The following is a 15,957-nucleotide window of genomic DNA, read 5'->3' as shown; positions in this document are numbered from 1 at the left end:
AAGCCGCTCCCAGGCGAAGGGGAAGCACCTCGTGGCACGCATCGGTGATGGCGGCGACCTGCTCAAGTGCTCGTTCTGCGGAAAGAGCCAGAAGCAGGTGAAGAAGCTCATCGCAGGCCCCGGTGTGTACATCTGCGACGAGTGCATCGACCTCTGCAACGAAATCATCGAGGAGGAACTCGCCGAGACGAGCGAGGTGCGCTGGGAGGAACTCCCCAAGCCCCGCGAGATCTACGAGTTCCTCGAGGGGTACGTCGTCGGGCAGGAGCCCGCGAAGAAGGCCCTGTCGGTCGCGGTGTACAACCACTACAAGCGCGTCCAGGCCGGTGAGAACGGCGGCGCGCAGGGCCGGGACGACGCGATCGAACTGGCCAAGTCCAACATCCTGCTGCTGGGCCCGACGGGCTCCGGCAAGACGCTCCTGGCCCAGACCCTCGCCCGCATGCTGAACGTGCCGTTCGCCATCGCCGACGCGACGGCGCTGACGGAGGCCGGCTATGTCGGCGAGGACGTCGAGAACATCCTCCTGAAGCTCATCCAGGCGGCCGACTACGACGTCAAGAAGGCCGAGACGGGCATCATCTACATCGACGAGATCGACAAGGTCGCCCGTAAGAGTGAAAACCCGTCCATCACACGGGACGTCTCCGGTGAGGGCGTGCAGCAGGCGCTGCTGAAGATCCTGGAGGGCACGACCGCCTCCGTCCCGCCGCAGGGCGGCCGCAAGCACCCGCACCAGGAGTTCATCCAGATCGACACGACGAACGTCCTGTTCATCGTGGGCGGTGCCTTCGCCGGACTGGAGAAGATCATCGAGTCCCGGGCGGGCGCGAAGGGCATCGGCTTCGGCGCGACGATCCGCTCCAAGCGCGAGATCGAGGCGAGCGACCAGTTCCAGGAGGTCATGCCGGAGGACCTGGTGAAGTTCGGGATGATCCCCGAGTTCATCGGCCGACTCCCCGTCATCACCTCCGTCCACAACCTGGACCGCGAGGCGCTGCTGAAGATCCTCGTCGAGCCGCGCAACGCCCTGGTGAAGCAGTACCAGCGCCTCTTCGAACTCGACGGCGTGGAGCTGGACTTCGACCGGCCGGCCCTGGAGGCCATCGCCGACCAGGCCATCCTCCGCGGCACCGGCGCGCGCGGCCTGCGCGCCATCATGGAGGAGGTCCTGATGTCGGTGATGTACGAGGTCCCGTCCCGCAAGGACGTGGCCCGCGTCGTCGTCACCGAGGACGTCGTCCACAACAACGTCAACCCCACGCTGGTGCCCCGGGTCGTCAAGGACCAGGGCCGCCACGAGAAGAGCGCGTAGCGCGCGGCTCCACCACGACGACAGGGCGCCCGGCCGGTTCACCGAACCGGCCGGGCGCCCTGTCGTCGTGCGTGCGGCTCACGCCTTGACGCGGATCTCCTTGCGGAGGTCGGCGGTGATCTTCGCCGCCGCGTCCTTGCCCAGGCCGGTCGTGGCCTGGCCGGCGTAGACCACGGCGAAGGTGCTGTGGTCGGACCAGGCGCAGAACCAGCTCGTCTGGCGCTGCTTCGTCATCATGTTCTCGCCCTCGACCGACTGGCACTTCATCAGGCCGTTGAAGCCGTCCGGCTCCATCTCCTCCGGGGAGCCGATGAGCTTCGACTTGCTGGTCGTGTCCTTCTTCGCCTCCGCGTCCACACTGGCGAAGTAGGCGTCGAGGGTCTTCCCCGGGTCGGCGATCGTGCCGTAGACACCGCTGAACGAGACGGACTTCGCCGTCATCAGCTCGGGCGAGGCGGACGGGTTGGTCAGGTCGATCTTCTTCGGGTCGATCGTGGTGTACGCCCCCGTCACGGAGGTGCCGCCCTGGACGCCGGCCTTCTCCATGTCCTTGACCATGTCGGCGTTGTCCGTGCCCCCCTTGGAGGAGCGCTTGTACTCGGTGAGGACCGTCTCCGGCGCCGTCAGCTTGTGCGGGCCGTCGTCCTCCAGGCCGCCGCCCAGGCCGCCGCCGAAGACGAACCACGCCCCGACCGCCAGCGCCGCGACACCCGCGGTCACCCCGATGATCAGACCCGTCTTCTTCTTCGGCGCCGGCGGCACCGGGGCACCCGGGTAGCCGCCGGGGGCGCCGCCGTACTGCGGCTGCTGCGGGGGCTGGCCGTACGCGCCCGGCTGCGGGGGCTGGCCGTACGGGTTCGGCTGCTGCTGCGGGTACCCGTAGTCGGGCTGCGGCGGCGGGGCCTGCTGCGGGTAGCCGTAGCCGGGCTGGGGCGCCTGCGGGGGCTGGCCGTAAGGGCCGGGCTGCTGCCCGTAGGGGCCCGGCTGACCGTACGGCCCGGGCTGCTGGGGCGGTCCACCGTACGGGCCCGGCTGGTTGTAGCTCATCGAAGGGTTCCCCCATCCAGACGTTCATTCGTTCCCCACATAGTGGCCGAAGCGGGCCCCGCCGAGGCCGCCGGGGTGCACACCGTCACGGAACATTCCCGTTTCAGTACGCGCCTGTGACACCTCTAAACTGGCCCGGTGACCGAGAACACTCAGCAGCAGCCCGCATCCGTCCCCGAACTGCCGACCCAGTACGCGCCGGCCGAGGTAGAGGGGAAGCTGTACGAGCGCTGGGTGGAGCGCGGTTACTTCACGGCCGAGGCCACCAGCTCCAAGCCCGCCTACACCATCGTCATCCCGCCGCCGAACGTCACCGGCAGCCTCCACCTGGGCCACGCCTTCCAGCACACCCTCATGGACGCCCTCACGCGCCGCAAGCGCATGCAGGGGTACGAGGCGCTGTGGCTGCCCGGCATGGACCACGCCGGCATCGCCACCCAGAACAAGGTCGAGCAGCAGCTCGCCGAGGAGGGCAAGTCCCGCCAGGACCTGGGCCGCGAGGAGTTCGTCCGGCGGGTCTGGCAGTGGAAGGAGGAGTACGGCGGCCGGATCCTGGGCCAGATGCGCCGCCTCGGTGACGGCGTCGACTGGTCGCGTGAGCGGTTCACCATGGACGAGGGCCTGTCGAAGGCCGTCCAGACCATCTTCAAGAAGCTCTACGACGACGAGCTGATCTACCGCGCCGAGCGCATCATCAACTGGTGCCCGCGCTGCCTGACGGCGATCTCGGACATCGAGGTGGAGTACCAGGAGGACGACGGCGAGCTCGTCTCCATCCGGTACGGCGAGGGCGAGGACAGCCTGGTCGTCGCCACCACCCGCGCCGAGACGATGCTCGGCGACACGGCCGTCGCCGTCCACCCGGACGACGAGCGGTACCGCCACCTGGTGGGCAAGCGCATCAAGCTGCCGCTGACGGACCGTACGATCCCCGTCGTCGCCGACGCGCACGTCGACCCGGAGTTCGGCACCGGCGCCGTCAAGGTGACCCCGGCCCACGACCCGAACGACTTCGCCATCGGCCAGCGCCACGGCCTGGAGTCCCTGACCATCATGGACGAGCGCGGCGTCATCACCGTCCACGGTCCCTTCCAGGGCCTGGACCGGTTCGAGGCGCGCTCCTCCGTGGTCGGCGCGCTGCGCGAGCAGGGCCGGATCGTCGCCGAGAAGCGGCCGTACGTCCACTCCGTGGGCCACTGCTCCCGCTGCCGGACCACCATCGAGCCGCGCCTGTCGATGCAGTGGTGGGTCAAGGTCGGCCCGCTCGCGCAGGCCGCCGGCGACGCGGTCCGCGACGGCCGGGTGAAGATCCACCCGGAGGACATGTCGAAGCGGTACTTCGACTGGGTCGACAACATGCACGACTGGTGCATCTCGCGCCAGCTGTGGTGGGGCCACCGCATCCCCGTCTGGTACGGGCCGAACGGCGAGGTCGTCTGCGTCGGACCGGACGACGAGGCTCCGGCGGGCGAGGGCTGGACGCAGGACACGGACGTCCTGGACACGTGGTTCTCCTCCGGCCTGTGGCCGTTCTCCACGCTCGGCTGGCCTGAGCACACCCCGGACCTGGAGAAGTTCTACGCGACCGACGTCCTGCTCACGGGCCACGACATCATCTTCTTCTGGGTCGCCCGGATGATGATGTTCGGCCTGTACGCGATGGACGGCGAGGTCCCCTTCAAGACCATCGCGCTGACCGGCCTCGTCCGCGACGAGCGCGGCAAGAAGATGTCGAAGTCCTTCGGCAACGTCGTCGACCCGCTGGACTGGATGGACGCGTACGGCTCCGACGCCGTCCGCTTCACCCTCGCCCGCGGCGCCAACCCCGGCACCGACGTCCCGATCGGCGAGGACTGGGTCCAGGCCTCCCGGAACTTCGCCAACAAGATCTGGAACGCCACCCGCTTCGCGCTGATGAACGGCGCGACGGTCGAGGGCCCGCTGCCGGACCCGTCGCGGATGTCCGCCACGGACCGGTGGATCCTCTCCCGCCTGAACAAGACGGTCGCCGAAGTCGACGCGTTCTACGAGGACTTCGAGTTCGCGAAGCTCTCCGACGCGCTCTACCACTTCGCGTGGGACGAGGTCTTCGACTGGTACGTCGAGCTGTCGAAGACGACGTTCTTCGCGGGCGGCGAGCAGGCCCGGGTCTCCGGCCGGGTCCTCGGCGAGGTCCTCGACGTGATGCTGCGCCTGCTGCACCCGGTGGTCCCCTTCGTCACCGACACCCTGTGGACGACGCTCACGGGCGGCGAGTCCCTCGTCGTCGCCGACTGGCCGCGCGACAGCGGCTTCCGTGACGACGCGGCCGAGCGCGAGATCGAGCTCGTCCAGCGCGTCGTCACCGAGGTGCGCCGCTTCCGTTCCGACCAGGGCCTCCAGCCCGGCCAGAAGGTCCCGGCCCGCCTGGACCTCGCCGGCACGGACCTCGCCCCGCACGAGGCGGCCATCCGCCAGCTGCTGCGCCTCCAGCCGGAGGGCGAGGGCTTCCACGCCACCGCCTCCCTGCCGGTCGCCGGCGCCACGGTCGCGCTCGACCTGTCGGGCACGATCGACGTCGCCGCGGAGCGCAAGCGCCTGGCGAAGGACCTGGCGGCGGCCGAGAAGGAGCGGGCCCAGGCCCAGGCGAAGCTGGGCAACGAGGCGTTCCTCGCCAAGGCGCCCGACCAGGTCGTCGAGAAGATCCGCACCCGACTCGCCCAGGCGGACGAGGACATCGCCCGCATCGGCAACCAGCTGGCGAACCTGCCGCAGGGCTGACCCGCCCGCCCGCCGAGGGCCCCGGAGCCGCACGGTTCCGGGGCCCTCGCCGGTCCTCCGCCGAGTGCGCGGGTCCGGCCGGACCGCGGCCGCGGCGCTCCGTAGACTGGACGGCGTGAGTGAGCAGCCCTCGTCCAGCGACCCCAGCGACCACCCGACCGGCGACGCCTTCGACGCCTCCGACGACTTCGACGGCATCGTGGACGCGGAGACCGAACGAGACCCCGACCTGGCGGTGATCGAGGCGGGCAGCCGCACCCTGCGCGCCCAGTCCGGTCCGCCCCAGGGGGACCCCGTACCGGTGCGCCCCACCGACCCCGAGGTCGACGCGGCGCTGCGCGAGGTCGAGCAGGAGCTCTCGACCCGCTGGGGCGAGACCAAGCTGGAGCCGTCCGTCCGGCGGATCGCCGCCCTCATGGACGTCCTCGGCGACCCCCAGCGCGCCTACCCCTCCGTCCACATCACCGGCACCAACGGCAAGACGTCCACGGCCCGCATGATCGAGGCGCTGCTCGGCGCGTTCGACCTGCGCACCGGCCGGTACACCTCGCCGCACGTCCAGATGATCACCGAGCGGATCAGCCTCGACGGCGCCCCGATCAGCGCCGAGCGCTTCGTCGAGACGTACCGGGACGTCCAGCCGTACCTCGACCTGGTCGACAGCGGCCAGGAGTACCGGCTGTCGTTCTTCGAGGTCCTCACCGCGATGGCGTACGCCGCCTTCGCCGACGCCCCGGTCGACGCGGCCGTCGTCGAGGTGGGCATGGGCGGCACCTGGGACGCGACGAACGTCATCGACGCCTCCGTCGCCGTCGTCACGCCGATCTCGCTCGACCACACCGACCGGCTGGGCGGCACCCCCGCGGAGATCGCCGGCGAGAAGGCCGGCGTCATCAAGGAGGGCGCCACCGTCATCCTGGCGCAGCAGCCGGTGGACGCGGCGCAGGTGCTGCTCAAGAAGGCCGTGGACGTCGACGCGACCGTCGCCCGCGAGGGCATGGAGTTCGGCGTCGTCGCCCGTGAGGTCGCCGTCGGCGGCCAGCTGCTGACGCTGCGCGGCTTGGGCGGCGAGTACGACGGCGTCTTCCTGCCGCTGTACGGCGCGCACCAGGCGCACAACGCCGCGGTGGCGCTCGCCGCGGTCGAGGCGTTCTTCGGGATCGGCGCGCAGCAGGCCCGCCCGCTGGACCTCGACACCGTCCGCAGGGCGTTCGCCTCGGTGGCGTCGCCGGGCCGCCTGGAGGTCGTCCGGCGCAGCCCGACCGTCGTCCTCGACGCCGCGCACAACCCCGCCGGGGCGCGGGCCGCCGCGGAGGGCGTACAGGAGGCGTTCGGCTTCTCGCGGCTGATCGGCGTGGTCGGCGCGAGCGCGGACAAGGACGTGCGCGGCGTGCTCGAAGCCTTCGAGCCGATCTTCGCGGAGGTCGTCGTCACGGCGAACTCCACCCCCCGCGCCATGGACCCCGACGCCCTCGCCGCGGTGGCGGTGGAGGTCTTCGGCGAGGACCGGGTCGTCGTCGAGCCGCGCCTCGACGACGCCCTGGAGGCGGCGATCACGCTCGCCGAGGAAGAGGGCGAGTTCGCGGGCGCGGGTGTGCTGGTGACGGGTTCGGTGATCACGGTCGGGGAAGCCCGGCTGCTCCTGCGGAAGGGCTGACACGATGCGTACGCTCTGCGCCTCGACTCTGATCGGCGAGTTCTTCGTCATCGGTTTCGCCGGGCTGGTGGCCATGAAGGACGACAGCCTCTCCCCGGGCACGGTGTGGACGGTGTGCGGCGTCGCGATGCTGCTCTCCGTCCTGCTGTGCGGGATGCTCACCCGACCGGGCGGCGTCCAGCTGGGTTGGGCGCTGCAGATCGCCCTGGTGGCGAGCGGCTTCGTCGTGCCGGTCATGTTCTTCCTCGGCATCGTCTTCGCCGGGCTGTGGTGGGCGTCGATCCACTACGGCCGCCGGATCGACGAGGCGAAGGCCCGCTGGGCGGCGGCGGAGACCGCCGAGGCCCCCTAGCCCGTGGCCCTGTCGCGGCCCCCGGCCGGCCCGTTTCGGCCGCCCCGAGACCCGGACGGGGGACGCCCGGAGGGGTGTCGCGAGCCGTACCCGGAGCCGGGTGCCGGGGCGCCGATCACACCGGGTAACCTCGGGCGGAACCGCACACCCCGGCCTGCAAGGAGCCGCACACCATGACCGAGCGCACGCTCGTCCTGCTCAAGCCCGACGCCGTCCGCCGTGGCCTGATCGGCGAGATCATCGGCCGTATCGAGCGCAAGGCCGGCTGGAGCATCACCGCGCTGGAGCTGCGCACGCTGGACCAGGAGACGCTGGAGCAGCACTACGGCGAGCACCAGGGCAAGCCCTTCTACGAGCCGCTCGTCGCCTTCATGTCCTCCGGCCCCGTCGTCGCGCTGGTCGTCGAGGGCGAGCGGGTCATCGAGGGCGTGCGCCGGCTGGCCGGTCCGACCGACCCGATCGCCGCGGCGCCCGGCTCCATCCGGGGGGACTACGGCACGATCGTCCGCGAGAACCTGATCCACGCCTCGGACTCGGAGGAGTCCGCCATTCGGGAACTGAAGATTTTCTTCCCCGGTCTTTCCTGACCTGTTGTCAGCCATACAGCGCTCTCGCCCTGGGGCGACCGATGGAATTTCGGTCGCCCCCCGGCATATGAGGACGATGATCGGGAACGCATCGGTCCGACATCTCGTCACCTATACAGAGGCGGACCACCGCGCGGTGTTCGCGTAGGCGGCACTACGATGGAATCCTCCACTCCACACGATCCAGCGCGCCGTCCTGAGAAGCCGTCAACGCTCTATGGGAAGGCCCGACGCTCCTCATGGGAAACAAGGGGAACTCTATGTCGTTCATCGGCCGTGACATGGCTGTCGACCTCGGGACCGCCAACACGCTGGTGTACGTCAGGGGTCGCGGCATCGTCCTCAACGAGCCGTCGGTCGTCGCCATCAACACCAACACCGGTGGCATCCTGGCGGTCGGCGCGGAAGCGAAGAAGATGATCGGCCGGACCCCCGGCAACATCGTCGCCGTACGGCCGCTGAAGGACGGCGTGATCGCCGACTTCGAGATCACCGAGCGGATGCTCCGCTACTTCATCCTGAAAATCCACAAGCGCCGTTATCTGGCCCGCCCCCGGGTCGTCGTCTGCGTGCCCTCCGGTATCACCGGGGTCGAGCGCCGCGCCGTGATCGAGGCGTCGACGCAGGCCGGTGCCCGCCAGGTGCACATCATCGAGGAGCCCATGGCCGCCGCCATCGGCTCCGGCCTGCCCGTCCACGAGGCCACCGGCAACATGGTGGTCGACATCGGCGGCGGCACCACGGAGGTCGCCGTGATCTCCCTCGGGGGAATCGTCACGGCACAGTCCATCCGCGTCGCCGGCGACGAGCTGGACAACGCCATCATCCAGCACATCAAGAAGGAGTACAGCCTCCTCCTCGGTGAGCGCACCGCCGAACAGATCAAGATCACCATCGGTTCGGCGTACGACCTCGGCGAGGACGAGCACACCGAGATCCGCGGCCGTGACCTCGTCTCCGGCCTGCCGAAGACCGTCGTCATCTCGGCCGGCGAGGTCCGCAAGGCCATCGAGGAACCCGTCAACGCCATCGTCGACGCCGTGAAGACCACCCTCGACAAGTGCCCGCCGGAGCTCTCCGGCGACGTCATGGACCGCGGCATCGTCCTCACCGGCGGCGGCGCCCTGCTGCGCGGCCTCGACGAGCGACTGCGCCGCGAGACGGGCATGCCGATCCACATCGCCGAGGACCCGCTCGACTCCGTGGCCCTCGGCTCCGGCAAGTGCGTGGAGGAGTTCGAGGCGCTCCAGCAGGTCCTGGACGCCCAGCCCCGCAGGTAACGGCGGACGCGGTCAGCCGTACGGGTGCTGTCGGACCCGTACGGCTGATCGTTGGTATAACGGCATGAACATTCCTACGAGGAAGGTACGGCCGCCCCACGTGAGGGACACGAAAGAGAGCCGGCTGCTCCTGGCGCTGCTGGTCGCCGTGGCGTTCGCGCTGATCACGGTCGACATCCGCGGCGGTGAGGAGTCGCCCGTCGACGGAGCCCGGCGGGCCGCCGCCACCGTGTTCGGCCCGGTCGAGAACGGCGTCGCCTCCGCGGTCGACCCGATCGGCAACGCCATCGGGGCCGTGCGGGACTCGGGCGAGCGCCACAGCCGCATCGCACGACTGGAGCGGGAGAACGCCGAGCTGAAGGTGAGACTCGGCAGCGACGACCGCAACCGCAACCGGGTCCGCGAACTCGACAAGCTGCTGCGCACGGCCGGCGCCGGCCAGTACGGCATCAAGGCGGCCGAAGTCATCGCCATAGGAGCCGCGCAGGGCTTCTCCTGGACGGTCACCATCGACGCCGGCTCCCACGACGGCATCCGCCGCGACATGACCGTCGTCAACGGCGACGGCCTCGTCGGCCGCGTCACCACCGTCGGCCCCTCCACCGCCACCGTGCTCCTCGCCAACGACCCGGACTTCACCGTCGGCACCCGCATAGAGCGCACCAACGAGCTGGGCTTCGCCACCGGCCAGGGCGAGCGCCCGCTCTCCGTGCAGCTCCTCAACGGCAAGGCCAAGGTGCGGCCCGGCGACCGGCTCGTCACCTTCGGCTCGCAGGCCGACCGGCCGTTCGTCCCCGGCGTCCCGGTCGGCGAGGTCATCCGCGTCGACCCGTCCAGCGGCGACCTGACCCGCCGGCTGTTCGTCCGCTCCTACGCCGCGTTCAGCCGCCTCGACATCGTCGGCGTCGTCGTCCAGCCGCCGCGCACCGACCCGCGCGACACGGTCCTGCCCGCCAAGCCGAAGCCCGCCCCGACCGTCACCGTCACGGTCACCCCGTCCCCGAACGCCGAGGCCGCCGAGGGCGACCGGCCGCAGGGGGAGCGGGAGGGGCAGACGGAGGCGCAGCCCGGCGTGACCGCCCGCACCGACGAGCAGGAGCAGGAGTAGTCCCATGCGCTTCAACCGGATCCTGCTCTCCACCACCCTCGTCATCGTCGCCCTCGTCGTCCAGGTCTCCGTCCTCGCCCGCCTCCAGCTGCCCGGCGCCGTACCCGACCTGGTCCTGCTGACCGTCCTCGCCCTGTCCCTCGTGTACGGGCACGTGAGCGGCGCGCTCATCGGCTTCGGCGCCGGCCTCCTCGCCGACCTGGCCCCGCCCGCCGACCACGCCGTCGGCCGCTACGCCCTCGTGCTCTGCGTCATCGGCTACGTCGCCGGCCTCACCAAGCCCGAGAACGGCCAGCCACGGTCCGCCGCCGGCCCCATGGTCATGGTCGTCGCCGCCGCGGTCGGCTCGACGCTGCTGTACGCGGGCGTCGGCGCGCTCGTCGGGGACACCGGGGCGCGCCACGTCGGTCTCGTCTCGCTCATCCTCACGGCCGTCGTCTACGACCTGCTGCTCGCCCCGTTCACCGTGCCGTGGATCATGGCGCTCGCCCGGCGGGCCGACAACGACCCGCTCGCCGAGTCGACCACCACCGCCGGTGACGTCACCTCCGGCTGGATCGCCTCCGGCACGGGGCTGCGCGTCGGCGACCGGCGCGGCGGCGGACTGCGCGGCGGACTGCGGACCAGGGCCGCCCGCAGCAGGGCGGCCCGCGCGGCCCGCATCAAGGGGGTCAAGCGCCTGTGAGGCCGACCGGAGCGGTCCGGGCGACACCGGTGACCCGTGCGCGTCGACACACCCAGGGGAGGGAGTCATGAGCAACATCCCGGAGACGGGCCGCACCCCGCGCGTCCAGATCCGCCTCGTCGTCATCCAGGTCCTCGTCTTCTCCCTCCTCCTCACCCTCCTCGGCCGGCTCTGGTACCTCCAGATCCGGCAGGGCAAGGAGTACACCGACGAGGCACGCAACAACCACGTCCAGCAGGTCGTCCAGCCCGCCGTCCGCGGCTCCATCCTCGACGCCCGCGGCGTGCCCCTCGCCGACAACGAGACCCGCCTCGTGGTCTCCGCGTCCCGCACCGAGCTGATGAAGATGAAGGACGACGGCAGGGCCGTCCTCACCCGGCTCGCGGGCGTCCTGGGCATGAAGCCCAAGGAGGTCATGGACAAGATCCGCCTCTGCGACTCCGAGACCCCCCAGCCGTGCTGGAACGGCTCGCCCTTCCAGCCCATCCCCGTCACCGACTCGGCCACCACCCAGCAGGCCCTCCAGATCCGCGAACGCGCCGAGGACTTCCCCGGCATCACCGCGGAACCCACCGCCGTACGCCGTTACCCGGCCCCCGGCAAGGCCCGCACCTCGCAGGTCCTCGGCTACCTCTCGCCCGTCACCGACGCGGAGATCGAGGAGGCCAAGGACAGCGACTCGCCGTTCCTCCGCTCCGACCAGGTGGGCCGTTCCGGACTGGAGCGCACGTACGACAAGGCGCTGCGCGGCAAGGCCGGTGTCACCCGGTACGAGGTCGACAACCTCGGCCGGGTCCTCGGAGAGGCGGAGAGCGACCCGGGCCGGCCCGGCTCCACCGTCGTCACGAGCATCGACGCCCGGGTCCAGGCGGTCGCCGAGTACGAGCTCCACCAGGCGATGCAGACCGTCCGCAAGGAGACCGACCGCATCACCGGCCGCCCGTACAAGGCCGACGCGGGCGCCGTCGTCGTCATGGAGTCCAAGACCGGCCGGGTCGTCGCCATGGCGTCCCAGCCCGACTACGACCCCAACGCCTGGGTCGGGGGCATCTCCGGCAAGGAGTACGCGAAGCTCACCGGCAAGAACTCCAACTACCCGCTGCTCAACCGGGCCATCCAGGGCCAGGCACCGGCCGGCTCGATCTTCAAGGTGATCTCGGCGAGCGCCGCCGTGCGGGCCGGCTACCCCTTCGACGGCCGCTACAACTGCAGCAGCTCCTACAGCCTCGGCGGCCGCAGCTTCGCCAACTTCGAGTCCAAGGGGCACGGCCCCATCTCCCTCGGCGACGCCCTCAAGTTCTCCTGCAACACCGTCTTCTACGCCCTCGGGCACAAGGAATGGCAGAAGGACGGCGGCCTGAAGCCGAAGAAGGACGCCCACGACTGGTTCTACCGGACCGCCCACGACTTCGGGCTCGGCGCCGAGACTGGCATCGACCTGCCCAACGAGGTCACCGGCCGTATCCCCGACCGCCAGTGGAAGCAGCGGTTCTGGCAGGCCAACAAGGACGCCTGGTGCCGGCAGGGCAAGAAGGGCGGCAGCTACGTCGAGCAGATCGCCTACGAGAGCTGCCTGGAAGGCAACCAGCTGAAGGCGTTCGACAGCATCAACTACGCCATCGGCCAGGGCGACGTCCTCGTCACCCCCATCCAGATGGCCACCGCCTACGCCGCCATCAGCAACGGCGGCACCCTCTTCGAACCCACCATCGGCAAGGCCGTGATCAGCCCCGACGGCAAGAGGATCGAGGAGATCACGCCCAAGCGCCGCGGCCGGCTGCCCGTCGACGCCCAGACCGTCAGCGACCTCGACAAGGGCCTGCGCTCCGTCGTCGAGCCCGGCGGCACCGCCGCCTGGCGGTTCGAGGGCTGGCCCCAGGACAAGATCCCCATGCGGGCGAAGACCGGCACCGCCCAGGTCTACGGCAAGCAGACGACGTCCTGGTTCGCCACCTACACCGACGAGTTCACCATCGTCATGACGATCTCCCAGGGCGGTACCGGCTCCGGCGCCTCCGGCCCCGCCGTCCGCAACATCTACGACGCCCTCTACGGCCTCGACGACGCGGGCAACCAGGACCTCAAGCGCGCCCTGCTGCCCACGCCGCAGAAGACCCTGCCGAAGATCCAGCCGGACGGCTCCATCGAGGCCCCCACCGTCAAGCCGTACGACCCCGAAGCGCAGAAGCCCAAGGACGGCCAGGGCACGGGCGACGGACAACCGGGCCTCGCCGGCCCACCGGTCTGGAGGGACTGAGCGCCACCATGCCCGGAACCAGCACCTTCTCCGTCCCCCGCTACGCACCCGAGCGCGGCGGGCTGTGGGCCCGGCTCACCGCCCGCGACTCCCTCGTGCGCCGGCTCGACTGGCCGCTGCTCTTCTCCTCGCTCGCCCTGTCCCTGATCGGCGCGCTGCTCGTGTGGTCCGCCACCCGCAACCGCACCGAACTCAACCAGGGCGACCCGTACTCGTTCCTCTTCAAGCACCTGCTCAACACCAGCATCGGCTTCGCCCTCATGGTCGGGACGGTCTGGCTCGGCCACCGCACCCTGCGCGGCGCCGTCCCGTTCCTGTACGGCATCTCCGTGGTGCTGGTGCTGCTCGTCCTCACCCCGCTCGGCGCGACCATCAACGGCGCCCACGCCTGGATCGTGCTCGGCGGGGGCTTCTCCCTCCAGCCCTCCGAGTTCGTCAAGGTGACGATCATCCTCGGCATGGCGATGCTCCTCGCGGCCCGCGTCGACGCCGGGGACCAGCTCCACCCCGACCACCGCACCGTCGCCAAGTCCCTGCTCGTCGCCGTCCTCCCCATGGCCATCGTGATGCTGATGCCGGACCTCGGCTCCGTCATGGTGATGGTGGTGATCGTCCTCGGCGTGCTCCTCGCCTCCGGCGCCTCCAACCGCTGGATCCTCGGCCTGATCGGTGCCGGGGTGGCCGGTGCCGTGCTCGTCGCCGCGCTCGGCGTCCTCGACGAGTACCAGCTCAACCGCTTCGCCGCGTTCGCCAACCCCGAGCTCGACCCGGCCGGCGTCGGCTACAACACCAACCAGGCCCGCATCGCCATCGGCTCCGGCGGCCTGTACGGCGCCGGCCTCTTCAACGGCCACCAGACGACCGGCCAGTTCGTCCCCGAGCAGCAGACCGACTTCATCTTCACCGTCGCCGGCGAGGAGCTCGGCTTCCTCGGCGCCGGCGTGATCATCGCCCTGCTCGGCGTGGTCCTGTGGCGGGCCTGCCGCATCGCCCGCGAGACGACCGAGCTGTACGGGACGATCGTCGCCGCCGGCATCATCGCCTGGTTCGCGTTCCAGTCCTTCGAGAACATCGGCATGACCCTCGGCATCATGCCGGTCGCGGGCCTGCCGCTGCCGTTCGTGTCGTACGGCGGCTCGTCGATGTTCGCCGTCTGGGTGGCGGTCGGGCTGCTCCAGTCCATCCGGGTGCAGCGACCACTGGCCGCCTAGGGCCTGTCCTCCGGATCAGGCCCTGGGGGGCGTCCCGCCGATCCGGTCGGGTCCCGCGGCGCCCGGCGTGCGCCGTGCCGCCGCCCCGGCGCGGGGCGAGCCTCCGCCCGGTGCGTGCCGTGCCGCCGCCCGGGACCGCATGGCCGGGCCGTTCCGGGGCACCTGGAAGGACATGGTGGCGGATACGAAGCGCGAGATCGAGCGGAAGTACGAAGCCGAACCCGGCACGCGGCTGCCGGACCTCACCGCGGTGCGGGGGGTCGCGGCCGTCCTCGACCGGGGCGTCGCCGAGCTGGACGCCGTCTACTACGACACCCCCGACCTGCGCCTCGCCGCGGCCTCCGTCACCCTGCGCCGCCGCACCGGCGGCGCCGACGCCGGATGGCACCTGAAGCTGCCGGTCGCCCCCGGCGTCCGCGACGAGGTGCACGCCCCGCTGGCGGACGACGTCCCGCGCGACCTCGCCGACCTCGTACGGGCCCGCACCCGCGGGGCCGCGCTCGTCCCGCTCGTACGGCTCCGCTCCCACCGGGACGTGCGCCACCTCGTCGACGACCGGGGCGACCTGCTCGCAGAGGCGAGCACCGACACCGTCCGCGCCGAGCGCCTCACCGGCGGCGACGGCGGCACGGTCGAGTGGACCGAGATCGAGGTGGAGCTCGCCGACGGCGCCGACCCCGCCGTCCTCGACGCCGTCGACAAGCGACTGCGCAAGAAGGGGCTGGCGCCCTCCCGCGCGTCGTCCAAGCTCGCCAAGGCACTCGACCACACCGGACGGCGACCGCCCCGCGCCCCGGAGCCCGACGGCACCGCCGGCGGCCACCTCCTCGCCCACCTGCGCGAACAGGCCGACCTGCTCGCCGCCCACGACGCCGCGGTACGCCGGGACCTGCCCGACTCCGTCCACCAGATGCGCGTCGCCACCCGCCGTCTGCGCAGCGCCTTCCGCACCTACCGCAAGTTCCTGGACCGCTCCGCGACCGACCCGGTCGCCGCCGAGCTGAAGTGGCTCGCCGGTGAACTCGGCGCCGACCGCGACCAGGAGGTCCTCACCGAACGGCTCACCTCCCACGTCGACGCCCTCCCCGTCACGCTGCTCCTCGGACCGGTCCGCGCCCGGCTGCGCGCCTGGTCCGCCGCCGGTCGCGTCCGGGTCCGGGCCCGCACCCTCGCCGTCCTCGACGGCGAGCGGTACACCGCCCTCCTCGACGCCCTCGACGCCCTCCTCGCCGACCCGCCGCTGCGGCCGGCCGCGGCGGGCGCCGCCGACGAGGCGCTGCCCGCGGCGGTCCTCCGCGAGTACGACCGGCTGGCCGCCCGCGTCGACCGCGCGCTCGCCCTGCCGCCGGGCCAGGACCGGGACGTCGCCCTGCACGAGGCCCGCAAGGCCGCCAAACGCGTCCGGTACGCCGCCGAGGCCGCCGCGCCCGTGCTCGGGAAGCGCGGCAAGCGGTTCACCAAGGGCGTGAAGGCCGTGCAGAAGGTCCTCGGCGAGCACCAGGACAGCGTCGTCGCCCGCGAAGCCCTGCGCGACCTGGCGATCCAGGCCCACGCGTCCGGGGAGACGGCCTTCACCTGGGGCCTGCTCCACGGCCGGGAGGCGGCCCGGGCGGACGACTGCGAGCGACGGCTGCCGGAGGTGTGGGCGAAGGTCACGGCGGGGAAACCTCGGCGGCTCTGACCGCCGGCGGGCCGGGG

General features: G+C 71.4%; 12 protein-coding genes. 11 read left to right on the top strand and 1 reads right to left on the bottom strand.

Going from position 1 to position 15,957, the window contains the following annotated elements:
• Positions 1–31 precede the first annotated feature (31 nt).
• Entirely contained in the window at positions 32–1,315 is a 1,284-nt protein-coding gene (gene clpX / locus NRO40_RS09475) for an ATP-dependent Clp protease ATP-binding subunit ClpX (RefSeq protein WP_257375374.1), read from the top strand.
• 78 nt (positions 1,316–1,393) lie between these two features.
• On the opposite strand, the gene NRO40_RS09470 is transcribed toward clpX, so the two are convergent.
• A complete protein-coding gene (locus NRO40_RS09470) occupies positions 1,394–2,362 on the bottom strand; it encodes a hypothetical protein (RefSeq protein WP_058945382.1) in 969 nt (322 codons plus the stop codon).
• Positions 2,363–2,500: 138 nt separating this feature from the next.
• Here NRO40_RS09470 and NRO40_RS09465 point away from each other — a divergent pair, with 138 nt between their 5' ends.
• The 10 genes from NRO40_RS09465 to NRO40_RS09420 all read left to right on the top strand — a co-directional run bounded on the left by NRO40_RS09465 (position 2,501) and on the right by NRO40_RS09420 (position 15,940).
• The gene (locus NRO40_RS09465) at positions 2,501–5,122 is read left to right on the top strand and encodes a valine--tRNA ligase (RefSeq protein ID WP_257375373.1); all 2,622 of its coding nucleotides are present in this window, start codon (positions 2,501–2,503) and stop codon (positions 5,120–5,122) included.
• Positions 5,123–5,237: 115 nt separating this feature from the next.
• Complete coding sequence (gene folC, locus NRO40_RS09460) at positions 5,238–6,779, top strand: bifunctional tetrahydrofolate synthase/dihydrofolate synthase (protein ID WP_058945228.1); 1,542 nt, start codon at positions 5,238–5,240, stop codon at positions 6,777–6,779.
• Positions 6,780–6,783: 4 nt separating this feature from the next.
• Positions 6,784–7,131, top strand: a complete 348-nt coding sequence (locus NRO40_RS09455; RefSeq protein WP_058945226.1) for a DUF4233 domain-containing protein — start codon at positions 6,784–6,786, stop codon at positions 7,129–7,131.
• Positions 7,132–7,304: 173 nt separating this feature from the next.
• The gene (gene ndk / locus NRO40_RS09450) at positions 7,305–7,718 is read left to right on the top strand and encodes a nucleoside-diphosphate kinase (protein WP_058945225.1); all 414 of its coding nucleotides are present in this window, start codon (positions 7,305–7,307) and stop codon (positions 7,716–7,718) included.
• Between the two features lie 260 nt (positions 7,719–7,978).
• Positions 7,979–8,998 (top strand): rod shape-determining protein, encoded by a 1,020-nt coding sequence (locus NRO40_RS09445; RefSeq protein ID WP_058945224.1) that lies wholly within the window; start codon positions 7,979–7,981, stop codon positions 8,996–8,998.
• 100 nt (positions 8,999–9,098) lie between these two features.
• Positions 9,099–10,106: a rod shape-determining protein MreC gene (mreC, locus tag NRO40_RS09440; protein WP_058945223.1), complete on the top strand. Its 1,008-nt coding sequence runs from the start codon at positions 9,099–9,101 to the stop codon at positions 10,104–10,106.
• Between the two features lie 4 nt (positions 10,107–10,110).
• A complete protein-coding gene (mreD, locus tag NRO40_RS09435) occupies positions 10,111–10,791 on the top strand; it encodes a rod shape-determining protein MreD (protein ID WP_058945222.1) in 681 nt (226 codons plus the stop codon).
• A 67-nt stretch (positions 10,792–10,858) separates the two neighbouring features.
• Entirely contained in the window at positions 10,859–13,048 is a 2,190-nt protein-coding gene (mrdA, locus tag NRO40_RS09430; RefSeq protein ID WP_058945221.1) for a penicillin-binding protein 2, read from the top strand.
• Between the two features lie 8 nt (positions 13,049–13,056).
• Positions 13,057–14,259 carry a rod shape-determining protein RodA gene (gene rodA, locus NRO40_RS09425; RefSeq protein WP_058945220.1) on the top strand — a complete coding sequence of 401 codons (1,203 nt, stop codon included), beginning with the start codon at positions 13,057–13,059 and terminating at the stop codon, positions 14,257–14,259.
• Positions 14,260–14,434: 175 nt separating this feature from the next.
• Entirely contained in the window at positions 14,435–15,940 is a 1,506-nt protein-coding gene (locus NRO40_RS09420; protein ID WP_058945227.1) for a CYTH and CHAD domain-containing protein, read from the top strand.
• Positions 15,941–15,957: the final 17 nt, after the last annotated feature.

Source organism: Streptomyces changanensis, assembly GCF_024600715.1.
Taxonomy (GTDB): domain Bacteria; phylum Actinomycetota; class Actinomycetes; order Streptomycetales; family Streptomycetaceae; genus Streptomyces; species Streptomyces changanensis.
The sequence above is the reverse complement of the archived record's forward strand: the minus strand, read 5'-3'. Positions and strand labels throughout refer to the sequence as shown.